Here is a 23,044-nt window from a genome sequence, read left to right as displayed (position 1 = left end):
GTGAATCAGGCGATGGCCGTTTCGGCCGGTGCGGGTTGGGTGATCGATGAAGGCGCGAAGGTGCGGCAGAAGTCGTCGACCGTGGAGACCCATCCGAAGAAGGTTTCGACGTTGTAGACCGAGGCCTTCTGGATCGCAGGTCCGCCGAGTTCGTGCGTCGCGTCTTCGAGCATCACGGCGAAGTATTCGAGGTGGAAGGCATCGCGCAGCGTCGATTCGACGCACACGTTGGTCGCGATGCCGGTGAACACCAGGTGGCGGATGCCGCGTGCACGCAGCGTGCTGTCGAGCGTGCTGTTGAAGAAGCCGCTGTAGCGCGTCTTGGGCACGACGATGTCGCCGGGCTGTGGCTTCATCTCTTCGATGAGTTCGTAGTCCCAGCCGCCCTTGGCGAGGAACTTGCCCCGCAGCTCGGGCCTGGCGCGCATGGTCTTGAGCGCGTTCGACTTGTGCCAGTTCGGCGAGCCGGGGCCGCCGGCTTCGATGTACGCCGCGTCCCAGCCGTTCTGCAGGAATACAACGAGCATGCCGGCCGCGCGTGCCGCTGCGATGGTGCGCACGATGTTCGCGATGGTGCCTTGCGCGCCGGAGATGTCGAAGCCTGCCGAGTCGACATACCCGCCGATGGAGGCGTAGGCGTTCTGCATGTCGACGACGATCAGCGCGGAGTCGGTCGCGTGCAGCGCCAGCGGCTCGGGGCGCGCGGGCAGCACCTGCGGTGCGGGGGCGCCGGGCAGCCGCGGTGCGCCAACGGGGATGTTCGATGTGAGAGTCGTGTTGCGTGCGGGAGTGCTCACGTGGTGCTCCTGCTCAGGCCGCGAGGCGCTCGGGCTCGGCCTGCGAAGGCACGGGGCTCTGCACATGCGCGCGGCTCTTCATGAGCGGCTGGATGCGCTCGCCGAAGGCTTCGACGCCCTGCACGAAATCGTCGAAGGTCAGCAGCACGCCTTCGGTGCCGGGCACCTCGGCCATTTCGTCGAGCAGGCGCGCGACGGTGGCGTAGGAGCCCACCAGCGTGCCCATGTTGATGTTGACGGCGGAGGTCGGGTCGGTCATCTGGCGCACGTTGGTGTCGGCGCCCGACTTGGTGTCGGCTGCGCCCTGCTGGCCCAGCCATGCAATCGCTTCATGGTCGGCGCCGGCCTTGTAGTGCTCCCACTTGGCGCGCGCGGCCTCGTCGGTCTCGTCGGCGATCACCATCATCAGCACGTAGGTGGTGACGCTGCGGCCGGTCTTCGCGGTGGCCTCGATGAGCTTCTCGGCCGCGGGCGCGAAGGCCTTGGGCGTGTTCACGCCCTTGCCGAAGCAGAAGTTGTAGTCGGCGTATTTGGCCGAGAACTCCATGCCCGCGTCGCTCTGGCCGGCGCAGATCACCTTCATGTCGGCCTGCGGCTGCGGACTCAGGCGACAGTCGTCCATCTTGAAATGGTCGCCCTTGAAGTCGGACTGGCCGGTGCCCCAGAGGTCGCGCAGCACCTGGATGTATTCGCTGAGGTACTGGTAGCGCGTGCCGAAGAACTGGTCGCCGGGCCACATGCCCATCTGCGAGTACTCGGGCCGCTGCCAGCCGGTGACGAGGTTGAGGCCGAAGCGGCCATTGGAAATGGAGTCGATGGTCGACGCCATGCGCGCCACGATGGCCGGCGGCATCACCAGCGAGGCGGCCGTGGCAAACAGCTTGATCTTGCTGGTGACGGCGGCGAGGCCGGCCATCAGCGTGAAAGATTCGAGGTTGTGGTCCCAGAACTCCGTCTTGCCGCCGAAGCCGCGCAGCTTGATCATGGACAGCGCGAAGTCGACGCCGTAGCGCTCGGCCTTCAGCGTGATCTGCTTGTTGAGCTCGAAGCTGGGCTTGTACTGCGGCGCGTTTTCGGAAAGCAGCCAGCCGTTGTTGCCGATGGGAATGAAGATGCCGACGTTCATGGAAGCGCTCCTGTTGCGAGGTTGCGAAGCTCCTTGCATGCGCCGTGCCAGTTGAATAAGTTGTTTTGAATCAATGGGTTGGAGAAAAATCGCATCCATGTTTTGACCATTTGGTCCAAAGTGGAGCAGGCGTTCCGCCGGAATTGCGGCAGCACGGTGCGGCACGGACCAAAGCGGTGCAGTGCCGCCGTCACGCACGGCGCGGCAAAATCACACCATGCCCAAGACCCCACTCCGCGCCGCCGCGGCCATCGGCGGCACTGCCGACGACGTCGAAGCGGCCTTCTACGAAGCGCTGCAGCGCGGCGACATCGACGCGCTGATGGCCTGCTGGGCCGACGAGGACGAGGTTTTCTGCGTGCATCCCGGCGGCCCGCGGCTGGTGGGGGCCGTGGCGATCCGCGCGGCCTTCGAGCAGATGTTCGGCAACGGCGCGATCCACGCCACGCCGGCGCGGGTGCGCAAGATCGAGTCGCTCGCCAGCGCCGTGCACAACGTGCTCGAACGCATCGAGGTGCTCACGGCCGAGGGCCCGCGCCATGCCTTCGTGCTGGCCACCAACGTCTATCACAAGACCGTCCAGGGCTGGCGCATGGTGGCGCACCATGCGAGCCCGGGCAGTGCGCGCGAACCGGACGAAGCGAACGATCCGCCCCAGGTCCTGCACTGATGTCTTCCTTCGCCGCCACCTCCGGTCCCGTTTCCGCGCCCCAGCCGCTGGACTACGTGGCGCCGCGCTGGCTGCCCGGCGGCAACCTGCAGACCATCTGGGCCGCGCTCTATGCGAAGCGCTTCGACGGGCCGGCCCCGGTCTACCGGCGCGAGCGCTGGCCCACGCCGGACAGCGACTTCATCGACGTCGACTTCGTCGATGCGCCAATGCCGGGCCCGAGGCCGTTGCTGGTGCTGTTCCACGGGCTCGAAGGCTCGTCGCGCAGCCACTACGCCGAAGCCTTTGCCGCATTCGCCGCCTCTCGCGGCATGGCCTTCGCGGTGCCGCATTTCCGTGGCTGCAGCGGCGAGCTGAACCTGGCGCCGCGCGCCTACCACTCGGGCGACTTCGAGGAGATCGGTTGGATCCTCGCGCGCATGCGCGACCAGCATGCACGCAAGGGCGGCGGGCCGGTGCTGGCGGCGGGCGTGTCGCTCGGCGGCAATGCGCTGATGCGCTGGGCCTCGGAGGCGGGCGAGAGCGCCTCCGGCGTGGTGAGCGCCGTGGCATCGGTCAGCGCGCCGCTCGACCTCGCGGCGGGCGGCGAAGCCATCGGGCAGGGCTTCAACCGGCTGGTCTACACGCGCATGTTCCTCGCGACCATGAAGCCCAAGGCGCTGGCCAAGCTGGAGCAGTTCCCGGGCCTGTTCGACCGCGAGCGGCTGATGTCGTCGCGCAACCTCTACGAGTTCGACAACGTCTTCACCGCCCCGCTGCACGGCTTTCGCGATACCGAGGACTACTGGACGCGCGGCTCGGCCAAGCCGCACCTGGCCTCGGTGCGCGTGCCCGCACTGGTGGTGAACGCCCGCAACGACCCGTTCATTCCCGCGGCGAGCCTGCCGAAGCCCGGCGAGGTCGGCGCGCACGTCACGCTGTGGCAGCCCGCGCACGGCGGGCACGTCGGCTTTCCGATGGGGCTGCCGCCGGGGCATGTGCGCGGCATGCCGGAGCGGGTCGGCGGCTGGCTGGCCACGCACGTCTGAGGGCGAGCAAAATAGCGCGATGGACGACATCGTCAAACAAGCCCTCGCCAAATGGCCCAACGTGCCGCACTGCTACGGCTGGCTGGGCCTGGACGCGCGCGGCAACTGGTACATGCGCGACGACCGCACCCAGGCCATGGGCCCGTTCCGCGCGGCCAAGGGCTCGATGCTCAAGCACGACAAGCTGATCGACTTCATCCACCGCAACTACGAGCACGACGACGAGGGCCAGTGGTTCTTCCAGAACGGGCCGCAGCGCGTGTATGTGGAGCTGGAGGCCGCGCCGCTGGTGTGGCGCGTGGCCGAAAAGGAGGGCGGTGGGTTCACCGTCACGTCCCACACCGGCAAGGCGGTGGAGGTATCGGGCTGCCTGCTCGATGAGGAAGGCCGGCTCTATCTGGTCTCGCCCCTGGGGCTGGGACTGGTGCACACGCAGGACGTGGGCATCGCCGCCGAGGCGGTCGAACGAGGCCTGTGGGCGCCGGAGGCGGTGCAGGCCAGCGAACTGCCCGACCGCTTCGGCCATGTGCTGAGCCCGGCGCAGCGCCATGCCGGCACGGCTTCCGCGCCGGCGAAGCCCTGAACTCCGCAGTCTGCCGACCCGCCAATGAAGAAAGCCGGCGCAGGGCCGGCTTTTCGTGTGACCAGGGAAAACGCTTACTTGGCAGGAGCACTGGCCGCAGAGGCCGCGCCTTCAGCGGGGGCTGCGGCTGCCGGGCGGTCGGGCACCGGGAACTTGGCGCCGCCGGCATTGGCCATGTAGACCACGGCGCGGCCCACTTCGAGGTCTTCGAAGTCGCCGCCGCCTTGGGCTGGCATGGCGCCCTTGCCCTTCAGGGCATGTTCGAGGAGGGTGGCATAGCCTTGGCCGATGCGCGGGCCCCAGGCAGCGGCGTCGTTCAGGTGAGGTGCGCCGGGAATGCCGGGCGCGCCGTGGCAGGCGACGCACTGGGCCTTGAAAACGGCCTCGCCTGCAGCGAGTGGGCGGTTGGCGTCGCGGATTTCGATGGTGCCAACCTTCCTGAGGCGCTCGGCCACTTCGCGGTCGCGCGCTTCCTTGGTCACGCCGTAGAGCGCCATGTTGTCGCCTTCCGCGGTGCCGGCGGGCTTGGTGCCCGAGACCACGTAGGAGACAAGACCCACGATGATCAGGATCGGGGCAATGAAGGAGAAAAATACCGCGAGCAGCAGTTGCTTCGGGTTCTTGATCGGCCCGGTGTGGGCTTCTTCTGTGGCCTGGTAATGCGGGTCTGCGCTCATTGGCGTCCTCAATAACGGGGGCTCGTCGGGGGGCTTTTCCTAACCAACCGGCGATTATAGAGAGGCCCCTTGCCCGAAGGGACAAGGGACCACCCTTATCGAGCGCCTCGGCGCATCAACCCTTGTCGCGCGCGGCCCAGCCGCCGCCCAGCGTCTTGTACAGCGTGACCTGGTTCTGCAACTGCAGCAGGCGTGTCGTCACGGCCGATTGCTGCGCGGTGAACAGCGAGCGCTGCGCGTCGAGCAGATCGAGCGCGCTGGCGATGCCGTTGCGGTAGCGCAGGTCGGAGAGCTTGAAGCGCACGGCTTCCGCGTCGGCCTGCGCACGCTGCGCGCGCACTTGCTCGCCCAGGGTGGCGCGGCCCGCGAGCGCATCGGCCACTTCGCGGAATGCCGTCTGGATCGACTTCTCGTACTGCGCCACCGCGATCTCGCGCCCGGCCTTGGCCGAGTCGAGCGTGGCGATGTTGCGGCCGGCATTGAAGATCGGCAGCGTCACCGACGGCGCGAACGACCAGGCCTTGGAGCCGCGGTCGAACAGGCCCGAGAACTCGCTGCTCGCGGTGCCGATGGAACTCGTCAGCGACACGCGCGGGAAGAAGTTCGCGCGCGCCGCGCCGATGTTGGCGTTGGCCGCGATCAGCTGCTGTTCGGCCGAACGGATGTCGGGCCGCTCGGCCAGCAGGTCCGAAGGCAGGCCGGCCGGCACGTCGGGCATTGGCTTGATGCCGTCGAGACCCTTGACCCCGCCCGCCGTGGCTTCGGCCGGCACCGGTGCGCCCAGCAGCAGGGCGAGGGCGTTCTCGTCCTGCAGGCGCGCACGCTGCTGCTGCGCATAGGAAGCGCGCGCCGTTTCCAGCAGCGAGTTCGCGGCCTGGAAGTCGAGCTCCGACGACACGCCGTTGTCGAAGCGCATCTTCGTGAGGCGCACCGACTCCTCGCGCGTGACCATCGTCTGGCGCGTGATCTCCAGCAGCTCGTCGTCCGCCAGCAGCGTGAGCCAGCCGTTGGCGACCGACGCGATCAGGCTGATCTGCACCGCCTTGCGGGTCTCGTCCGTGGCGAGGTACTGCGCCAGCGCCTGGTCCTTCAGCGCGCGGATGCGGCCGAAGAAGTCGATTTCCCAGGACGTGAAGCCGACGCTGACGCTGTACTGCGAGGCCACGCTGCCGGCGCTGCTGTTGTAGACCTGAGCCGGGTTGGGGCTCGAGCGCGAGCCGCTGCCCGTCAGGCCGAGCGCCGGGAACAGATTCGAGCGCTCGATCTGGAACTGCGCGCGCGCCTGCTCGATGTTGAGCACCGACACCCGCAGGTCGCGGTTGTTCGTGAGCGCCGTCTGGATCAGGCCTGCGAGACGCGGGTCGGTGAAGAAGTCCTGCCAGGGCAGGTTGGCCGCGGCCTGGCCGGGCGGCTGCGCCGGGTCGCCCGGGAAGGTGGTCGGCACCGGCGCCGCGGGGCGCTCGTAGGTCGGAATCAGCGAGCAGCCGGCCAGCAGCATTGCCGCGGCGAGGGCTGTGGAAATCAGTTTCTTAGTCATGTGCTTTCTCTTCCGTGATGCCGGCGGCTTCCGCATGCCGCTTGTCGACCTCGTGCTGGCGCGCACTGCCCTTGAACAGCGTGCGCACCACGACGAAGAACACCGGCACGAAGATCACGGCAAGTGCCGTACCCGTCACCATGCCGCCGAGCACACCCGTGCCGATGGCGCGCTGGCTGGCCGAACCGGCGCCCGAGGCGATCACCAGCGGTACCACGCCCAGGCCGAAGGCCAGCGAGGTCATGATGATCGGGCGGAAACGCAGATGGGCTGCGGCCAGAGCCGCTTCGACGACGCCCTTGCCCTGCGCCTGCAGATCCTTGGCGAACTCGATGATCAGAATCGCGTTCTTCGCCGAGAGGCCGATGATGGTGATCAGCCCCACCTGGAAGTACACGTCGTTCGAATAGGCGCGCAGCATCGTGGCCAGCAGCACGCCCAGCACGCCGAGCGGCACCACCAGAATCACCGACAGCGGGATCGTCCAGCTTTCGTACAGCGCGGCCAGGCACAGGAACACCGCCAGGATCGCGAAGCCGTACAGGATGATGGCCTGCGAACCCGCGAGCTTTTCCTCACGCGACTGTCCCGTCCATTCGAAGCCGAAGCCTTGCGGCAGCTGCTTGGCGAGCTTTTCCATCTCGGCCATGGCGGCACCCGTGCTGAAGCCCGCGGCGGCGGAGCCGCTGATGCGAATCGCGGGATAGCCGTTGTAGCGCACCGTCTGCGTGGCGCCCGTGACCCACTTGGTGGTCGCGAAGGCCGACAGCGGCACCGGCTGGCCCTGCGTGTTGCTGGCGTTCAGCTTGAGCAGGTCGTCGGGCTGCATGCGTGCGGGCGCATCGGCCTGCACCACCACGCGCTGCAGGCGGCCGCGGTTCGGGAAGTCGTTGATGTAGCTCGAACCCAGGCCCGTCGACAGCGTTGCGTTGATTGCATCGAAGGTCACGCCCAGGGCGCTGGCCTTGTCGCGGTCGATGTCGATCTGCAGTTGCGGCGCGTCTTCCAGGCCGTCGGGGCGAACCTGCGTCAGGATCTTGCTCTGCGAAGCCATGCCCAGCAGCTGGTTGCGTGCGTTGATCAACGCCTCGTGGCCTGCGCCCGAGCGGTCCTGCAGCCGGAAGCTGAAACCGCTCGCGTTGCCCAGTTCGGGAATGGGCGGCGGGCTCAACGGGTAGATGAAGGCGTCGCGGATGCCCGAGAGCGCCCCGAAGGCACGTCCGGCCCGCGCGCTGGCCGAGTGGGCCGGATCCTTGCGTTCTTCCCAGTCCTTGAGCGTCACGAAGGCGAGGCCCGCGTTCTGGCCCTGGCCCGAGAAGCTGAAGCCCATCACGCCCACCATGCTCTGCACTTCGGGCTGCTTGAGGATGAAGCCTTCGACCTGCTGCATGACCGACAGCGCGCGCTCTTGCGTCGCACCCGGTGGCAGCTGCACGTTGACGATGATGTTGCCCTGGTCTTCTTCCGGCAGGAAGGAGCTCGGCAGGCGCGTGTAGGTGAACACCACCGCGCCGATGATCGCGACGTAGATGACCAGGTAGCGCGCGGCGCGGCGCAGGATGCGCGCGACCACGCTCTCGTAGCCCTTGGCCGTGCGCGTGAAGCCGCGGTTGAACCAGCCGAAGAAGCCGGTCTTCTCATGGTGGTGGCCTGCTTCCACGGGCTTGAGCAGCGTGGCGCACAGCGCCGGCGTGAGCGACAGCGCCATGAAGGCCGAGAAGCCGATCGACGTCACCATCACCGCCGAGAACTGGCGGTAGATGTTGCCGGTCGAACCCGCGAAGAACGCGAGCGGCACGAACACCGAGATCAGCACCACCGTCACGCCGATGATGGCGCCGGAGATCTGCCTCATGGCCTTGCGCGTGGCTTCGAGCGGCGAGAGCCCCTCCTCGCTCATGATGCGCTCGACGTTCTCCACCACCACGATGGCATCGTCCACCACGATGCCGATCACCAGCACCATGCCGAACATGGTCAGCACGTTGATCGAGAAACCGAGGGCGAGCAGCGAGGCGAAGGTGCCCAGCAGCGCGATCGGCACCACGATGGTCGGGATGATCGTGTAGCGCCAGTTCTGCAGGAAAAGGAACATCACGATGAACACCAGCGCCACGGCTTCCAGCAGCGTCTTGACCACTTCGGTGATCGAGATCTGCACGAAGCGCGAGCTGTCGTACGGAATGTTCCACTTCACGCCCGGCGGAAAGAAGCGCTCGAGCTCGGTCATCTTGGCGCGGATCGCCTTGGCCGACTGCAGCGCGTTGCCGTTCGGCGTGGGCTGCACGCCGATGCCGACCGCGGGCACGCCGTTCAGGCGCGCCGAGGTCGCATACGACTGGCCGCCGAGCTCGACGCGCGCCACGTCCTTCAGCCGCACGGTCGAGCCGTCGGTGTTGGCGCGCAGCACGATGTTCTTGAACTGCTCCACGTTGGCGAGCTGGCCGTTCACCACCACGGTGGCCGCGATGGCCTGGCCGGGAATGTTGGGCAGGTCGCCGATCGTGCCGGAGGACACCTGGGCGTTCTGCGCCTTGATCGCGTTGTTCACGTCGGTGGCCGACAGGTTGAAGCCCTGCAGCTTGGCCGGATCGATCCACACGCGCATCGCGTTCTCGGTGCCGAACAGCTGGGCCTGGCCCACGCCCACCACGCGTTGCAGCTCGGGCACGATGTTGCGCGAGGCGTAGTCGCCGAGCGCGACGGGGTCGAAGTTCGGGTTGTCCGAAGACAGCATCGCGAACAGCAGGAAGTTGTTGCGCGACTTGTCCACGCGCACGCCCTGCTGCGTCACGGCGGCCGGCAGGCGCGGCGTGGCGCGCGAGAGCCGGTTCTGCACATCCACCTGCGCGAGGTCGGGGTTGGTGCCGGCCTCGAAGCTGATCGTGATGGAGCCGGTGCCGTCGGCCTGGGCCACCGATTCCATGTAGATCAGGCCCGGCGAGCCGTTCATCTCGCGCTCGATGACGGACAGCACGCTGTCCTCCAGCGTCTGCGCCGAGGCGCCGGGATAGGCTGTGTTGATGACGATGGCGGGCGGTGCCACCGGCGGGTACTGCGAGATCGGCAGCTGGGTGATTGCCACGCTGCCCATCACCAGGATGAACAGCGCGATCACCCACGCGAAGATCGGGCGGTCGATGAAAAATTTGGCCATTTGCGGGCGCTTTCCTGATTACTTCTTGTCGGTCTTCTCGGCCGTGGCAGCCGCCGCCGGTGCGGCCCCCGCAGCGGCGGGCGTGGCCGCGCCGTTCGGGTTCGGCTTGGTCCATGGCACCGCCTTCACCGGCGTGCCGGGCGGCATCATCTGCAGCTTCTGGAAGCCGTCGACCATCACCTGCTCGCCGGCCTTCAGGCCATCGAGCACCACCCACTGGTTGTCCTTGGCGGCGCTGATCTTCACGGTGCGCTTGCTGATCTTTCCGTCCTTGTCGACCACCGACACCGTGTCGCCCTGCTGGGTGCGCGTGACGGCCTGCTGCGGCAGCGTGATCGCGTTGGTGGCCTGCGCCTGTTCGAGCTTCACTCGCACATACAGGCCGGGCAGCAGTTCGCCCTTGGGGTTGGGCACTTCGGCGCGCAGCGTGACCTGGCCAGTGGTGGAGTCGACCGTGAGGTCGGAGAACAGCAGCTTGCCTTCCAGCGGGTAGTCGCTGCCGTCTTCCAGCACCACGCGGATGGTTGCGGCGTCCTCGCCGCTCGCGCGCTTGTACTGGCCGGCGGCCACCGCGCGGCGCAGCTTCATCGCGTCGGAGGCCGACTGCGTGAAGTTCACGTACAGCGGGTTGATCTGCTGCACCACCGCGAGCTCGGTGGCGTCGCCCTGGCCCACCAGCGCGCCTTCGGTGACGAGGGCGCGGCCGATGCGGCCCGCGATGGGCGAGGTCACGTCGGCATAGCCGAGGTTGATCTTGGCCGTCTGCACCGCGGCGCGGCCGGCGGCCACGTCGGCTTCGGCCGTTTTCTGCGAGGCCACGGCCGTTGCGTATTCCTGCTTGCTCACCGCGTTGGCTTCGACCAGCGGCTTGTAGCGGTCGGCCAGGGCCTTGGCCTGCACCGCGTTGGCTTCGGCGCGGGCCAGCGTGGCCTGCGCGTTCTGCGAAGCGGCCACCAGCGGCGCGGGGTCGATGCGGAACAGCAGCTGGCCGGCCTTCACGTCGCTGCCTTCGCGGAATTCGCGCTTCAACAAAATGCCGGAGGCGCGGGCGCGGACCTGGGCCACGCGAGAGGCCTCGAGGCGGCCGGGCAGTTCGGTGACGAGGCCCACATCGGTCGGGGCCGCGACCACCACGCCCACCTCGGGTGCGGGGGATGCCCGCCGCCGCCAGCGCCCGGGCCAGCGGGTGCATCGCTCTTGCCGCAGCCCGCGAGGACCAGCAGGACGACGGCTGCCACGGTCGCGAGACGCGGCGAAAAGGACGAATGACGCGAAACATGCAGAAGAGGCATGCGATTCCTTTGAAGCGAAAACAGGAGATGGCGCATTCGCGGGCGAACCGGAAACCTGTACAGCCAGGCGGGCCATCGGGAAAGCCGGCTAGTTTACATACATTCATGGATGTATAGTGACAGCCGAGCAATGGCCCCACGATACAGAGAGGGCGTTGCCTTTACAAATCTGGAGATTTAGTGGCACGTCGTACGAAGGAAGAAGCACTGGCCACGCGGCATCGATTGCTCGATGCCGCGGAGCTGCTGTTTCAGGCGCAAGGCGTTTCGCAGACCACGCTGCAGCAGATCGCGCAGCAGGCCGGCGCGACGCGCGGCGCCATCTATTGGCATTTCAAGGACAAGGCCGACCTCTTCAACGCGATGATGGAACGCGTCATCCTGCCGCTGGAGGCCTTGCCGAAGGCGGCTATCTCTCCCTTCATCGACGACCCCCTGGCCGAGATCGAGGACGGCATGGTTCACGCGCTGACCCTCATGACCACCGACCCCCAGGTGCGCCGCGTGTTCGACGTGGCGACCCACAAGGTCGAATACACCCACGACATGGCCTCGGTGCAGCAGCGCCACCTCGACGCCCGCAACGCCTGCGTGAGCGACTTCGAGAAGGCCCTGCGACTGGCCGCGCGCCGCAACCACGTCAAGCTGCCGGTGCCGGGCCACGCGGCGGCGCAAGGGCTGCATGCGCTGATCAGCGGGCTCATCCAGAACTGGCTGCTCGACCCCGAGGCCTTCGACCTCGTGCTGACCGGCAGGCGCACGTTCCGGGTCTACCTGGCGGGGCTCGGGTTCGCCCGGCCGCTGCCGGGAACCCCCGCCGTGAACGAAGCCGAAACAGTCGGCGCCTGATAGGCGATAATGTGTGGCTCCGGTGCATGCCGGACCCCAATTCCTCGCTGTATTTCAACGGATAGAATTCGGCCCTCCGAAGGCTGAGATCCAGGTTCGATTCCTGGCGGCGGGACCAAACACTGAGATCACAGCGTCTCACAAAGCCTCAAACCCGCACGTCTTCCCCAGCGTAGCGGGTTTTTCTTTGCCTCATATCGGATCACGGCGTAGCGTGACAACGACTCGCGTCGCGCGCCTTCCTCGTGCAAGGTGACCTGCGGGTCCTTCATGGCAATCACCTTGCCATTGCGCATCTGTCCATCGCGCCAGTCGAGGAAGCGCGCCGTCTGGCCGAGGTTCATATTTGTGCGCACGGCAATGATCCGTCGCAGGTCGCCCAGCATGCGTTCGATGATGGCGCCCGGTCGGAACAGCTCCAAGCTCTGCTCGCGCGATTGAGCGCATCGATCGGCTGCGGATCGGTGCCTTGCGGGTTCACATCGAGCGCCACGACCGCAGCCACACTTCTAGGGGTTTGCATTGACAAGATGAAGGTCAAACCCTGTTCCGGAGCACAGCAAGAATTACGTAAGATTCGCGCCCACGCCTCAACCAAGGTACCCATGCTCGACGTCGACTTGCCAGCGCCCGCTGCGGCCGTTCGCAGCCTTCTTGCCAGCCGCGGGATCGTTCCGGCGCTGGCCTTGCTCAACGATAGGACGTCCTTTCGGTTCACGGCGATCTACAAATTGAACGGCGACGTGATGCGCGCGGCGCATGCGTTCGACCGCGACTCTGAATACCGCACCTGGCTGAAGGTGGTGCCTCTGGGCAAGAGCTTCTGCCAGTACGCGCTCGAGCACGGCGAGTTCATGACCAGCCATGCCTCCAAGGATCAGCGCCTGACGAACCGACCTTATGCCGGCATGGTCGAGTCGTACTACGGCCGGCTGCTGACGCGAGGATGCGGCACGCCCTATGGCACCTTCATCCATTTCGACTTGGAGCCACGCAGCATTCCCACAGAGGAAATCCGCTTCCTGCGCGAGGTGATCCCGCAGTTCATTGACTACTTGGAATGAACAGGCGGCAACAAGGGCCCATCAAACGAACGACTGGTGTTGAGGCCGAATCCGGCTGTCGACGGGCGATCAGGGCTGAACCGGGCACCCGGGCTCCTGCTGGCGTCATGGATTACGGAGATGGTGCTGGGCGCACGGGTCGCCACGGGGGCGTGCAGCTGGTGCCCAGGAGCCCCGCCAGGGCCGGCATGACATCGCCGGCCTAGCGATCCAGGCTTTCGCCGCTGCGAACGCCTGTGGATCGCCCCATTGCGTGGCTTTTGCGCCGCGGTCTTCGGGCCTTTCTTGCGCTGGATGCCGCAGCGCTCCCGGTTTCAGTATCTGCTCTTGCGTGGCACTGCAGCTGGCGCAGAACGCTGAGTTGCCGGGCTTCTTCGGCCTTGAGCAGGCTCCGGGCGGTGCGGGCGGCCGAATACACGACGAAGAGCGTGTTGATGGCGTGGGCCCATTGTTTGGCGGCCGTGTCCGGACCCATGCCGGCTTGAGGGTTCGTCCTGCTGCCTGGTGCGGCATCGTGTTGCCATTGCTGCCGCCAGAGAGCCCCGGGAGAGGGAAAGGCTGGTGTGGCGACACCCGCCACGCGAAGGATGGCTTCTTTTTGATCGGTGGTGAGCATGTCTGTCTCCTGCGAATTCGTTACGGCCCTTGTAGTTCCGTCCGGCATTCGACACCGTCGGCGATTTTCCGATTTGCATGCCGGATGGCATTGTCCTGCGCATAGCGAAACACGCTCGGCCTCAGGCGTTCAGTTCCGAGAAGGCCAGATCCCGCGGCAACGGCCGCGCTCGGGGTGAACGAGTACGGCGTCCCTTCCAACTTTTTGCCGTTGATCATCGCGTCCGTCCTTGCGCGCGAGTAGCTTCACGTTCAGTTGATGAGCAGGGCCGCAAGCAGCAGGGGAAAATACAAAGACACCACGATCGCACTGATGACAGCGAACTCCGTGAACCCCATGCCCGCGTTTTCACGCAGCAGGTTCATGAAGAATTTTCCCAGCAGCAGGTTGCGCAGTTCCATGTGCGTTCTCCAGTGAGGTGGTCAACTGGCGCCGCTTGTTACCTTTGGGACAAGGCGTATCGCCGTGAAGTCACTGTAGAAATTGCGCCGCATGCGCACATGAGCGGTGCGCACCTTCTCGGGGGAGACAATTGCCCTGCCCCCTCCCTGCTACCGCCCATGACAAAGCGCCTCCTACGAAAGCAGTATTGCGCGCGGCGAAACCTTGGGATTCACTGGCGCATCAAAAACGCCGAGGGGAACATGGATGGGCAAAGCCACTTATCACATGGCGACGGTGACCTTGAAGCTGCCATTCGAGATCACCCACGATGCAGAACTGGCAGCTCTCCGAGCTGCCGGCATTCCGGTCGACGATCGGGGCGTTGCGGCGTCAGGTTTTCTGCACATGAGGACAACCAGCGACTACCGTTCCCACATCTTTCGATGGTTCGCCAGCAGGGGGCCGGCGGACGGCTTGGGTCGCGTCGGCGCGCCGAATACGACGAATCCCAGGCGGAGAGGTCACACCAACGCGGAGACCATCGGCGAGTTCAAGCATATGGGCGTGCTCAGCGAGAGCTTCGAAGCACGCCCGGCGTGATGGTGGCTGAAGACGTGGGGCAAGGTCGTCAAGGAGGCAGGGATCCAGCCGGAGTGAGGCCGCCGCACGATTTCAGGGCAAGCTGCCGCGAAGCGGAAGACTGATCCAGAAGGTCGTGCCCGCGCCGGTCGCACTCGCAGCCTCGATGTGCCCGCCATGGCGCCGCAGCACCGTGCGCACCACCGCAAAGCCCAGTCCCATGCCCCGGCGCCTGATGGGCGCATGGGGTTCATCGGCCGAACCATGCGTCACCTCGTCGTTGCTGCGCGGCGGCCGCGTTCCGTTCAGGAGGCTGTTCAGTTGTGCATAGGGCATGCCCTCGCCGTCGTCGCTGACCGCGATGAAGGCCCGCGCATCTTCCTGCGCCCCGGCGCCGGGCTCGGCCGCGAGGCAGAGCGTGATGCGCCCGCCCGCGGCGCTGTGGCGAATGGCGTTGTTCAGCAGGTTCACGATCGCGCGAGTGAGCAGCACACCGTCGGCATGCATGGCGAGTTCGTCGGCGTCGCTGATGCGGGTCTCGATCTGCACCTGGCTGGCGCGCGCATACGGCCAGACCTGGTCGCGCGCGTCGAGCAGCACGGTGCCGAGGTGGGTGTCTTCCATGCTGTAGTCGTCGGAGCCTGCTTCCACGAAGTCCATGAATCCTTCCGCCAGGCTCACGGTGCGCTCGGCTTCGCGACGCACCGCGTGCAGCAGCACGTCGATGCTTTCCGTGGGCCTGTACATCGACAGCAGGCTGAGGATCGTCATCTGGGGGCTGCGCAGATCGTGCGACAGCAGGCGGCGCCATTCTTCCCGCTGGTTCTGCGCTTCGCGCTCGGCGGTCATTTCGGGCAGCACGACGATCCAGTTGCGATCGCCGGCTTCGGTGGTGCCGAAGGCTTCGGCTTCGAGCTGAAAGATGCGACCGTCGGATGTCCGGTACTCGCGCCGCAGATCCTCGCTCCAGTGGGCATCGATGGCTTCGATGGCCTCGCTCGCAACGCCGCCAAGGCTGCCGAGCAAGGTCGGCAGGTGCATGCCATGGGGTGGTCCTGCCGGGGCGTGCATGGTGGCGCGCAAGGTTTCGTCGAGCAGTCGCCCCGCCGCGGCATTGCTCGACCCGATGTAGCCGGTGTCATCGCAGATCAGCACCGCCGCCGGCATGATCTGGAGCGCTTCGTCCATCAGCGTCTGCATGCGGCCGATTCGCGCGATCGCGCGGTCGAGCGCCTGCTGCGGATTTGCCGGCGGAGCCTGCATCGGGATGGCCAGGGCCGCCAGCGCCTGGAAAGCGCTCGCTGGCAGGCTGTCGAGCGTTCTCGCGCGCTGCCGGAAGTAGACGAACTGCGATTCGAGCCGGCGCCAACTCCACAGCAGGTAGAGCGCCAGCATGCCGAGGATGGGGGCCGCCGGCGGCAGCCACCAGTGCAGCAGCGGCATGGCCAGCACGCAGAGCAGCAGCCACGAGAGCGCGAGGCCGGAAATGAACACCAGCGCATGGCGCCTGGCATGCACCAGGAGAAACAGCACCAGCCAGATCGGCAAGGTGGTCCATGCGGCATATGCGAGCGGTGCCGGCATGCGCACGTTGCGGCCGTGCAGCAGTCCGTCGATCAGGTTGGCATGCACCTCGATGCCCGGCAGTGCGGCGACGCCTGCGTTCGGCGTCGGCACCTGGCCGCCCAGGCCGTGCGCCGTGGCGCCGACTAGCAGCAGCTTGCCCTGCAGCAGCGCGGCCGGCACCTCGCCACGCAGAACGCTCGCATAGGACACCGTGCGGTAGCTGCCCCGTGCCCCGGCGAAGAACATGCGCACGGGCTGCTCGTGCTTCCAGTCGCCAGGCGCGATCGCTGCAGGCTCGGCCTCGGGCTCGACCGCCGACCCGTACCCCGCCATCAGGGCGCCCACGTAATATTGACCGCGGCCAGCCGGACCTTCGCGCAGATACAGCGTGCGCGACACGCCGTCCCCATCGAGCGCCAGCTCCGCATGGCCGACACCGCGCGCATGGGCGGCGAACACCGGCAAGGGCGGCAGGAAGCCCGGCGCAGTGCCGCTGTCGCGCAGCATCGGCAGGTAGACGGGCAAGCGATCCATGGCCCGGGCCAGTTGCTCGTCGTCGCCGGCATCGGGGCTGGGTTCTGTCAGGAACAGGTTGAGCAGCACTGCTCGAGGTGCTGCCGGTGCGAGTTGTTCCAGAAGCCGTGCATAGATTTCGCGCCGCCAGGGCCAGCGTCCCAACTCGCGCAAGCTTCGCTCGTCGATCGCAATGATCAGGATGTCCGGCGACGCCGGGGGCGCGGCGAGCGGCAGCACGGAGTCGTAGACCATCGTGTCGAGCATCTGCAGCCAGCCGGGCCGATCGACGAGCCACAGCATGGCGGCGGGCAGCAGCAGCGCAATCAGCAGCCGCGCGACCATTGCACGTGCGCGCGTGCGGGTGGGGAGGCGCTCGCGATCACTCGATCGCCGCATCGAGTTTCGCGGGTCCACGGTTCAGGCGGCCGCTTCCTGCGTGGCGTCGAGGCAATAGCCTCGACCGTAGACCGTGCGCAGGGTGAGTCCCTGTGCGGCTTCGAGCTCGAGCTTGTTGCGCAGCCGGTAGATGTGCATGTCCAGCGTGCGCGAGGGCAGGTCTCCGTCGTAGCCTGCGCTTTCGAGCAGGTGCGCGCGCGAAACCACGTGGCCGATGTTCTGGAACAGCATCAGCGCGAGCTTGAACTCGCGGCTCGAAAGTTCCTGGCGCCGCGGCGGTGCGCCGTCGTCGTGCTCCGGATGGATCAGAACGCTGTGCGAAACCTGGTCGAACTCCCAGCGCCCGAAATGTCTCCGGTCGGACGGCTCGAGCGAGTGGCTTCTCTTCAGCAGGCGCTGCAGGCGCGCCCGCAGTTCCAGCAGGCGCACAGGCTTGACCATGTAGTCGTCGGCGCCGAGGCCCAGGGCTTTTGCCACGTCGCGCTCCGAAGACCGCGAGCTCAGCATCAGGACGGGCACTGGGCTCTTCTGCCAGGTGCGCAGCCACTGCAGCAGCTCGGCGCCGTCAAGCCCCGGCACGTTCCAGTCCAGCACGATCAGGTCGAAGGTTTCGCGGCGCAGCGTTCTCTGCAGCGAAAGCCCGTCGGCGAACGCAACGCAGGTGCTGGTGACGTCTCCCTGCGTGAACTGCTCCTGCAGCACGCGGACCAACTGAGCCAACTGGTCGGGCTCGTCTTCGAGTACGGCGATACGCATGGGTTCGGTTGTCGGTGTCCGGTACCGAATGCGGAGCCTCGACTGCGAGCGGCTGCAGCCTTGGCGCCCACGAAGACTGGCGGTGACCAGGCAAAAGAAGTGAGTGGTAACAACTGTTAATAGTTTATCACCAAATCTCACATTTGTAAGACGAACGAAATCGGTCTTGAGACTATCCAGGCATGGGAAGCCATTGGATCACTGAGAGATGATGAAGATGTCTTTAAATGATGTTGACGTTCGAGCCGAAAATCCTAATTCGAAGTCGAGCGCGCAGGATTTGATATTGCCGGATGTCCGCCTTTTCGTGAAAGCGGTTGAGGCCGGAGGCTTGACGCACGCGGCCGCGGCGCTGGGAATTCCCAAAGCCACCGCATCCAGACAGCTCAAAAGACTTGAATCGACGCTCGGGCATTTATTGATGCACCGCAGTGCGCATCGATTTGGATTGACCGACGAAGGGCGCTCTTTTTTATCGGCTGCGCGCGACATTCTTATCGCGGTCGACGATGCAATGGCGCAGCGCGCGAGCACGAGCGACGACCTGAGGGGGCGGCTTCGCGTCTCGGCCTCCAGCTATTTCGGCCGGGCTCTGCTGGCGCCGCATCTTCCCGCTTTCATGGCCGCGCATCCCCGGCTCGAAATCACGGTGCGCCTGGGGTCTCACAAGGTGGATCTTTCCCGCGAGGAAGCCGACGTGCTCATCCGGGCGAGCCGCGAAGGGTGCGAAGACCTCGTGGCGCGCCGCGTCGCGAGCGAGCCGCTCGTGCTGTGCGCAGCGCCGTCCTACCTCGAGCGGCGTCCCGAAATCAAGAATTTGGAAGACCTCGCGCGGCACACTTTCCTGACTTGCGACGCCGAGCGCGCCGGCCAGGAAATGATCATTCCGACTGTTTCCGGGGAGCACGGCGTGCAGCCCAAGGGCCTGTTTCGCTCCAACGATTCGGAATTGCTTTTGAGGCTAGCCTGCGCGGGCCAGGGCATCGCCTTGATTCCCCTGATGCTGGCAAAACCAAAAATAGAAGACGGATCGCTTCAGGTTGCATTTCCGGCGCTCGAATTGAAGCCGATGGAATTCGATCTCATGTATCTCCCGGGCAAGCGCAATTCGCGGAAGGTCAGGGCCTTTGCCGATCACCTGCTTGGCGCCCTGAAGCAACCGGCCGGTCGCCAGTCGTTGGCCGCCTGAAATAAATGCGCTTTTTTCACATTTTCCGTTGACTGCTATTCCGTACGCGTTGTTGTGCGTTTGCGTCAGCCTGCGATGCTGTGACCGACGTCGCCCAATGATGAGTTTTGGGTGGAAAAGCGAGGAAATCAGTGGAATTTAGCCCGATTTTCTGAAGATCTGTCCTTGGTTGTTCCGTCTGGAACCATGAGTCTCGATCCAAAAGTGGAACTTTTCTAGTAGAAAAATGGTAGACCACTTACATAATTAACAGTTGGAAATAAATGTATCAACTGGGGCGAAAGCGAGCCCTTCCTGCCCCCTGAATCGCAAAGAAATTCCCGTCCCCTGCAGCCCGAGCTGCTGATTCCCTCGCCGGCGATGGACCGGCATGCCTGTGACTTTCGAACCCGGAGCAAGCATTCGTGCCAACTGAAAAATCTACTCAATCCTTTTCCCGCCCCCGCATGGGCGGTTTCCCCGGGCTTGCCGTCCGCATGGCGGCCGGCGTGCTCATGGCGGCCGGCCTGATGGCGTCTGCGGCGGCGCAGCGCGTCGCCTCGCCGGAGGCTGGTGCCGGCAGCAAGACCGTTGCCGTGGCGCTCACGCAGCACAAGGTCGTGAAGACCGCCGACGGCAAGGAGCAACTGCTGGAAGCCTCCTCGGTGAAGCCGGGCGACATCCTCGAATACCGCGCCACGTACACCAACAACACCGGCAAGGCGGTTTCCGGCCTGGTCGCCGACCTGCCGATTCCGGAGGGGCTCGAGTACCTGCCCCGCAGTGCCAAGCCCGGCGCGGCGCTGGTCAAGGCGGCCACCAAGGACGGCGTCTACGGGGCCGAGCCGTTGATGCGCAAGGCCGACGGCAACAAGACCGAACCGGTGCCCTACAGCGACTACCGCGCGCTGCGCTGGACGCTCGGCCAGCTGCCCGCCAACGGCGTGACTGCCGTGAGCGCACGCGCCAAGGTCGAGGTCGTCGTGCCGCCTGCTCCCAAGGCCGCCGCCGCGGCAGTGCAGGCACCCGCCGTCACGGTGCAGCCCGCTCCCGCGCGCTGATCACCAGGACAGCGGTCTCTTTCTTGGGTTCATTCCGCTGATCACACGCAACCCGGCTGATGTTCCGTTCGCGGACGGGGCCGGGATTTTTTTGTTCCTTTTTTTGACAACAACCGAGGAGAAACCACGTGAGTCCCATCTCGCCAGCCAAGGGCGTCGGCTTCAGGCCGAACGCCACCTGGGCGGGCGCCGCAGTTTTGTCGCTGGGCTTCCTGTTCGGAAGCTCGAGCGTCTTTGCCGCGCCGCCGCCCGCCAACACCGTCATCGGTAACCAGGCTTCGGCCACCTATTCGGATTCCGCCGGGACCACGCAACTGGCAACCTCCAACCTGGTGCAGACCACGGTGCAGCAGGTGGGCTCCTTCACGCTGGACACGGTCAACCAGGTTACGACCACGGTCGTCAACACCAAGCTGGGTGCCGCGGGCTCGGTGGTCTACGCGCCACACACCCTGACCAACACCGGCAACGGCACGGACAGCTTCACCATCACGGTGGACGCCGATACCAACGCTTTCTCGAAGGTCGAGGTCTATCCCGACACCAACGGCGACGGCGTACCCGACGGCACCACGCCGCTGTGTACCGCCACCTCTGCCGCGGTCTGCAGCGTGCCAGCGCAGAACGTGCCGGGCAACAACGGCACCTTCCAGTTCGTGGTGGCGTACACCATTCCCGGCACGGCCACCACGCCGACGACGCCTTTCGACACGGCCACCATCACTGCCGTTCCCGGCACGCCGGCCCTGTACACGGCGCCGAACACCTCGGCGGCGGACAAGGACCAGGTGAACCTGACCATCGCGGCGGCGTTCAATGCCACCAAGTCGATCGGTGCTCCGGCTGTCGCCGGTCCCGGCGGCGCGGCCTGGCCGCTCGCGAGCACCGGCGGTCCGCGTTCCTCGTCGGCTAGCTGCTCGACGACGTGGGCGGCCGGCCTGGCTTCGAGCGCCAACTGCAAGTACACGGTCTACACGCTCAGCTTCAACAACACCGGCGGAGCGCCCGGCAAGTTCGCCCTGTCGGACACGCTGCCATCGGGCCTCACGTATGTTGCGGGCTCCGCCGTCTGGAGCAGTGCACCAGGCGTCGCGCTGGGTGACGGTGCCGCCGGCGATCCGGCCGGCATCGACTTCCAGGTGACCGGCAATACGCTGAACGCCGTGGTCGCTTCGCTGGGCCAGAACGTCACGCAGACGATCAGCTTCGTGGTGCTGGTGAACAACACGGCAGTGGTCGGCACCTCGACCACCACCAACGTGGGCCAGTACAACCCGACCGATTCCCCGGCCGCCACGGCCGCGGCCATCGGCACCCTGGGCTCGAGCACCAATCCGGCGGCCTACACGGTCACGGCCAGCTACGGCATCGTGCTGGGTACCAACCCCTCGACGGCCGCGACGGCAGTCGACACGGTGGCTGGCACGCCCAACGGCACCGCGGCGGACACCACCACGCGGCCTTCGGTCGTTGCCGGCGGCAGCGTCAAGTTCGCGCAGACCGTGTTCAACGCCGGCAGCGGCGTGGACAGCGTCAACCTGAGCATTGCGAACGGGACTTTCCCGGCAGGCACGACCTTCCTGCTGTTCGCGGCCGACGGCGTGACGCCGCTGCTCGATACCACGGGCGACGGCGTTCCCGACACCGGCCCGATTCCGGTCGGCGGCAGCGTCAACATCGTCGTGCAGGCCAATGTGCCGGCCAGCGCCACGGTAGGTTCCGGTCCGTTCGACGCGGTCGTCACCGGCCGCTCCGCGGGCGATGCGACCAAGCTCGATGCGACGCTCGACCGCGTCACGGTGGTTGTCGGTTCGCTCGTCGACCTGACCAACAGCGCAGCGGGTACCGGTTCCGGTTCGGTCGGTGGCGGTGACCTTGGCCCGGGCCCCAGCCCGCAGCCGACCACGACCAACACCACGCCAGCGGGCACCGGCACGATCTTCACGCTGTTCGTCAAGAACAACGATGGAACCGGCCCTGCAACGCAGACCTACAGCCTGGCAGCCAGCCAGTCGACCAGCTTCCCGGGCACCCTGCCGGCGGGCTGGAGCGTGAAGTTCGTGGCCGCGGGCGGTACCTGTACCGCTGCTGCGATCACCAGTGTGTCCGTGGCTGCCGGCGCGCAGCAGCAGGTCGACGCCTGCGTGACGCCGCCTGCAACGCAGACGCCGGTGACCGCCCAGGCGATCTACTTCCGCGTGCAATCCACTGCCGTGGCATCGACCGGCGTGCTCGTGTCCGACGTCAAGCTCGACGCCGTGACCGTGACCACCGCACAGACGCTGGGCGCAACGCTCACGCCTAACAACGTCGGCCAGGTCGCTCCCGGCGGCACGGTCGTCTATGCGCACACGCTGACCAACACCGGCAACCAGAGCTGCGGCGCGTACCAGCTCACGGCCACCGTGCCGGCGGGCGATGCCACGCTGGGCTGGACCACCGCGATCTACCTCGACGTCAATGGCGACGGCCAGATCAATGCGGGCGACACCCTGGTCACCGGCCCGATCGCAGGGCCGCCCGCGGCCGGTGCAACGCAGAAGCTGCTGGTGCGCGTGTTCGCACCGGGCGGTGCCAGCGCGGGCGCGACCGACACGGCGACCGTGACGGCGACGTTCACGGACCCGGCCCCGAACTGCGGCGCGCCGTCGGCCACCGACGTCAGCACCGTGATCACGGGTCAGCTGCGCGTCGTCAAGACGCAGGCCCCCGACGTCGCCTGCGACGGCACGGCGGACGCCGCCTTCGCCGCGACGCCCCTGTCGCTGAAGCCCGGCCAGTGCATCGTCTACCAGATCGTTGCCACCAACGAAGGCAGCGCGCCGGTCACCAACATCGCGATCAACGATGCGGCGCCCGCCTACACCACGATGAGCCCCACGCAGCCCCCGGTGGCTACGCGGTGCGTCTCCACGGGTGTGAGCGGAACGGCCCTGGCCTACGCGCAGACCGCCACCGCGGTGAGCTGCGGCAGCGCGGCCAACACCGTGGCCCCGAGCGGCACGGCCACCCTGACCTTCGCCGTACGGATCAACCAGTGATGCGCGATTGAGTCGCCGGCGGGCCTCGGGGTCCGCCGGCTTTGAGCGAGGCGCCGCCCTGTCGGCCGCGCTTCGCCTTTTCCCCTGCCGCTTTCGTGCGCCGTGCATGCGCATCGGCGCGGAAGCGGCAGCGGAAAAAGATCCAGTCATTCACGGCCCGGAGGGGCCGACGGAAGGTTTC

The 23,044-nt window shown here is 66.5% G+C and carries 20 protein-coding genes, 1 tRNA gene and 1 pseudogene; 10 read left to right on the top strand and 12 right to left on the bottom strand.

Annotated features, from left to right (window positions below; translation table 11 throughout):
- Positions 1 to 5: 5 nt before the first annotated feature.
- Entirely contained in the window at positions 6 to 797 is a 792-nt protein-coding gene (gene rutB / locus ACEOAB_RS26900) for a pyrimidine utilization protein B (RefSeq protein ID WP_082571985.1), read from the bottom strand.
- A 13-nt stretch (positions 798 to 810) separates the two neighbouring features.
- Positions 811 to 1,923: a pyrimidine utilization protein A gene (gene rutA / locus ACEOAB_RS26895; RefSeq protein ID WP_413748391.1), complete on the bottom strand. Its 1,113-nt coding sequence runs from the start codon at positions 1,921 to 1,923 to the stop codon at positions 811 to 813.
- Between the two features lie 217 nt (positions 1,924 to 2,140).
- Here rutA and ACEOAB_RS26890 point away from each other — a divergent pair, with 217 nt between their 5' ends.
- The 3 genes from ACEOAB_RS26890 to ACEOAB_RS26880 are packed head-to-tail and all read left to right on the top strand — an operon-like array spanning position 2,141 to position 4,204.
- The gene (locus tag ACEOAB_RS26890) at positions 2,141 to 2,593 is read left to right on the top strand and encodes a YybH family protein (protein ID WP_007837388.1); all 453 of its coding nucleotides are present in this window, start codon (positions 2,141 to 2,143) and stop codon (positions 2,591 to 2,593) included.
- A complete protein-coding gene (locus tag ACEOAB_RS26885) occupies positions 2,593 to 3,621 on the top strand; it encodes a YheT family hydrolase (protein ID WP_413748392.1) in 1,029 nt (342 codons plus the stop codon). The genes ACEOAB_RS26890 and ACEOAB_RS26885 overlap by 1 nt, the downstream gene beginning before the upstream one ends.
- 19 nt (positions 3,622 to 3,640) lie before the next feature.
- Positions 3,641 to 4,204, top strand: a complete 564-nt coding sequence (locus ACEOAB_RS26880) for a DUF2946 family protein (RefSeq protein WP_413748393.1) — start codon at positions 3,641 to 3,643, stop codon at positions 4,202 to 4,204.
- A 74-nt stretch (positions 4,205 to 4,278) separates the two neighbouring features.
- Here the strand turns inward: ACEOAB_RS26880 and ACEOAB_RS26875 are convergent, their stop codons facing one another.
- The 4 genes and pseudogenes from ACEOAB_RS26875 to ACEOAB_RS26860 all read right to left on the bottom strand — a co-directional run bounded on the left by ACEOAB_RS26875 (position 4,279) and on the right by ACEOAB_RS26860 (position 10,867).
- Entirely contained in the window at positions 4,279 to 4,881 is a 603-nt protein-coding gene (locus ACEOAB_RS26875) for a c-type cytochrome (RefSeq protein WP_056589265.1), read from the bottom strand.
- Between the two features lie 115 nt (positions 4,882 to 4,996).
- The gene (locus ACEOAB_RS26870; protein ID WP_413748394.1) at positions 4,997 to 6,418 is read right to left on the bottom strand and encodes an efflux transporter outer membrane subunit; all 1,422 of its coding nucleotides are present in this window, start codon (positions 6,416 to 6,418) and stop codon (positions 4,997 to 4,999) included.
- Complete coding sequence (locus tag ACEOAB_RS26865; RefSeq protein ID WP_495653221.1) at positions 6,411 to 9,575, bottom strand: efflux RND transporter permease subunit; 3,165 nt, start codon at positions 9,573 to 9,575, stop codon at positions 6,411 to 6,413. Before ACEOAB_RS26865 ends, ACEOAB_RS26870 begins: the two co-directional genes overlap by 8 nt.
- A gap of 18 nt (positions 9,576 to 9,593) precedes the next feature.
- A pseudogene (locus ACEOAB_RS26860) lies at positions 9,594 to 10,867 on the bottom strand (efflux RND transporter periplasmic adaptor subunit).
- A gap of 180 nt (positions 10,868 to 11,047) precedes the next feature.
- Here ACEOAB_RS26860 and ACEOAB_RS26855 point away from each other — a divergent pair.
- Positions 11,048 to 11,716: a TetR family transcriptional regulator gene (locus ACEOAB_RS26855; RefSeq protein ID WP_413748397.1), complete on the top strand. Its 669-nt coding sequence runs from the start codon at positions 11,048 to 11,050 to the stop codon at positions 11,714 to 11,716.
- A 43-nt stretch (positions 11,717 to 11,759) separates the two neighbouring features.
- Positions 11,760 to 11,834 (top strand) — tRNA-Arg (locus tag ACEOAB_RS26850).
- Between the two features lie 10 nt (positions 11,835 to 11,844).
- Here the strand turns inward: ACEOAB_RS26850 and ACEOAB_RS26845 are convergent.
- Entirely contained in the window at positions 11,845 to 12,138 is a 294-nt protein-coding gene (locus ACEOAB_RS26845; protein WP_413748398.1) for a hypothetical protein, read from the bottom strand.
- 183 nt (positions 12,139 to 12,321) lie between these two features.
- Between ACEOAB_RS26845 and ACEOAB_RS26840 the strand changes: the two genes are divergently transcribed.
- Positions 12,322 to 12,780: a hypothetical protein gene (locus ACEOAB_RS26840; RefSeq protein WP_413748399.1), complete on the top strand. Its 459-nt coding sequence runs from the start codon at positions 12,322 to 12,324 to the stop codon at positions 12,778 to 12,780.
- A gap of 202 nt (positions 12,781 to 12,982) precedes the next feature.
- Here ACEOAB_RS26840 and ACEOAB_RS26835 read toward each other — a convergent pair whose 3' ends face one another.
- The 3 genes from ACEOAB_RS26835 to ACEOAB_RS26825 are packed head-to-tail and all read right to left on the bottom strand — an operon-like array spanning position 12,983 to position 13,797.
- Positions 12,983 to 13,396: a hypothetical protein gene (locus ACEOAB_RS26835; protein WP_413748400.1), complete on the bottom strand. Its 414-nt coding sequence runs from the start codon at positions 13,394 to 13,396 to the stop codon at positions 12,983 to 12,985.
- Between the two features lie 20 nt (positions 13,397 to 13,416).
- Positions 13,417 to 13,614 (bottom strand): hypothetical protein, encoded by a 198-nt coding sequence (locus ACEOAB_RS26830; protein ID WP_157609989.1) that lies wholly within the window; start codon positions 13,612 to 13,614, stop codon positions 13,417 to 13,419.
- Between the two features lie 33 nt (positions 13,615 to 13,647).
- Positions 13,648 to 13,797, bottom strand: a complete 150-nt coding sequence (locus ACEOAB_RS26825) for a hypothetical protein (protein WP_200955399.1) — start codon at positions 13,795 to 13,797, stop codon at positions 13,648 to 13,650.
- A 247-nt stretch (positions 13,798 to 14,044) separates the two neighbouring features.
- Here ACEOAB_RS26825 and ACEOAB_RS26820 point away from each other — a divergent pair, with 247 nt between their 5' ends.
- Positions 14,045 to 14,380 carry a hypothetical protein gene (locus tag ACEOAB_RS26820; RefSeq protein WP_495653220.1) on the top strand — a complete coding sequence of 112 codons (336 nt, stop codon included), beginning with the start codon at positions 14,045 to 14,047 and terminating at the stop codon, positions 14,378 to 14,380.
- Between the two features lie 72 nt (positions 14,381 to 14,452).
- Here ACEOAB_RS26820 and ACEOAB_RS26815 read toward each other — a convergent pair whose 3' ends face one another.
- Complete coding sequence (locus tag ACEOAB_RS26815; RefSeq protein WP_495653219.1) at positions 14,453 to 16,855, bottom strand: CHASE2 domain-containing protein; 2,403 nt, start codon at positions 16,853 to 16,855, stop codon at positions 14,453 to 14,455.
- Positions 16,856 to 16,858: 3 nt separating this feature from the next.
- Positions 16,859 to 17,593, bottom strand: coding sequence for a response regulator transcription factor (locus ACEOAB_RS26810; protein WP_413748403.1), 735 nt, complete (start codon positions 17,591 to 17,593; stop codon positions 16,859 to 16,861).
- 208 nt (positions 17,594 to 17,801) lie between these two features.
- Between ACEOAB_RS26810 and ACEOAB_RS26805 the strand changes: the two genes are divergently transcribed.
- The 3 genes from ACEOAB_RS26805 (at position 17,802) to ACEOAB_RS26795 (ending at position 22,863) form a co-directional block, all read left to right on the top strand.
- On the top strand, positions 17,802 to 18,782 hold the full coding sequence (locus tag ACEOAB_RS26805; protein WP_235507875.1) for a LysR family transcriptional regulator: 981 nt from the start codon (positions 17,802 to 17,804) through the stop codon (positions 18,780 to 18,782).
- Between the two features lie 446 nt (positions 18,783 to 19,228).
- Positions 19,229 to 19,822: a hypothetical protein gene (locus tag ACEOAB_RS26800; RefSeq protein WP_413748404.1), complete on the top strand. Its 594-nt coding sequence runs from the start codon at positions 19,229 to 19,231 to the stop codon at positions 19,820 to 19,822.
- Between the two features lie 128 nt (positions 19,823 to 19,950).
- Positions 19,951 to 22,863, top strand: a complete 2,913-nt coding sequence (locus ACEOAB_RS26795) for a beta strand repeat-containing protein (protein WP_495653218.1) — start codon at positions 19,951 to 19,953, stop codon at positions 22,861 to 22,863.
- Positions 22,864 to 23,044: the final 181 nt, after the last annotated feature.

It is taken from the genome of Variovorax sp. Varisp53 (assembly GCF_059491555.1).
The sequence above is the reverse complement of the archived record's forward strand: the minus strand, read 5'-3'. Positions and strand labels throughout refer to the sequence as shown.

What these genes read in the sequence shown, in the direction of transcription:
- rutA (WP_413748391.1), bottom strand. Translation starts at nt 1,923, where the DNA reads ATGAACGTCGGCATCTTCATTCCCATCGGCAACAACGGCTGGCTGCTT.
- ACEOAB_RS26890 (WP_007837388.1), top strand. Translation starts at nt 2,141, where the DNA reads ATGCCCAAGACCCCACTCCGCGCCGCCGCGGCCATCGGCGGCACTGCC.
- ACEOAB_RS26885 (WP_413748392.1), top strand. Translation starts at nt 2,593, where the DNA reads ATGTCTTCCTTCGCCGCCACCTCCGGTCCCGTTTCCGCGCCCCAGCCG.
- ACEOAB_RS26880 (WP_413748393.1), top strand. Translation starts at nt 3,641, where the DNA reads ATGGACGACATCGTCAAACAAGCCCTCGCCAAATGGCCCAACGTGCCG.
- ACEOAB_RS26875 (WP_056589265.1), bottom strand. Translation starts at nt 4,881, where the DNA reads ATGAGCGCAGACCCGCATTACCAGGCCACAGAAGAAGCCCACACCGGG.
- ACEOAB_RS26870 (WP_413748394.1), bottom strand. Translation starts at nt 6,418, where the DNA reads ATGACTAAGAAACTGATTTCCACAGCCCTCGCCGCGGCAATGCTGCTG.
- ACEOAB_RS26865 (WP_495653221.1), bottom strand. Translation starts at nt 9,575, where the DNA reads ATGGCCAAATTTTTCATCGACCGCCCGATCTTCGCGTGGGTGATCGCG.
- ACEOAB_RS26840 (WP_413748399.1), top strand. Translation starts at nt 12,322, where the DNA reads ATGCTCGACGTCGACTTGCCAGCGCCCGCTGCGGCCGTTCGCAGCCTT.
- ACEOAB_RS26835 (WP_413748400.1), bottom strand. Translation starts at nt 13,396, where the DNA reads ATGCTCACCACCGATCAAAAAGAAGCCATCCTTCGCGTGGCGGGTGTC.
- ACEOAB_RS26830 (WP_157609989.1), bottom strand. Translation starts at nt 13,614, where the DNA reads ATGATCAACGGCAAAAAGTTGGAAGGGACGCCGTACTCGTTCACCCCG.
- ACEOAB_RS26825 (WP_200955399.1), bottom strand. Translation starts at nt 13,797, where the DNA reads ATGGAACTGCGCAACCTGCTGCTGGGAAAATTCTTCATGAACCTGCTG.
- ACEOAB_RS26820 (WP_495653220.1), top strand. Translation starts at nt 14,045, where the DNA reads ATGGGCAAAGCCACTTATCACATGGCGACGGTGACCTTGAAGCTGCCA.
- ACEOAB_RS26810 (WP_413748403.1), bottom strand. Translation starts at nt 17,593, where the DNA reads ATGCGTATCGCCGTACTCGAAGACGAGCCCGACCAGTTGGCTCAGTTG.
- ACEOAB_RS26805 (WP_235507875.1), top strand. Translation starts at nt 17,802, where the DNA reads ATGATGAAGATGTCTTTAAATGATGTTGACGTTCGAGCCGAAAATCCT.
- ACEOAB_RS26800 (WP_413748404.1), top strand. Translation starts at nt 19,229, where the DNA reads ATGGGCGGTTTCCCCGGGCTTGCCGTCCGCATGGCGGCCGGCGTGCTC.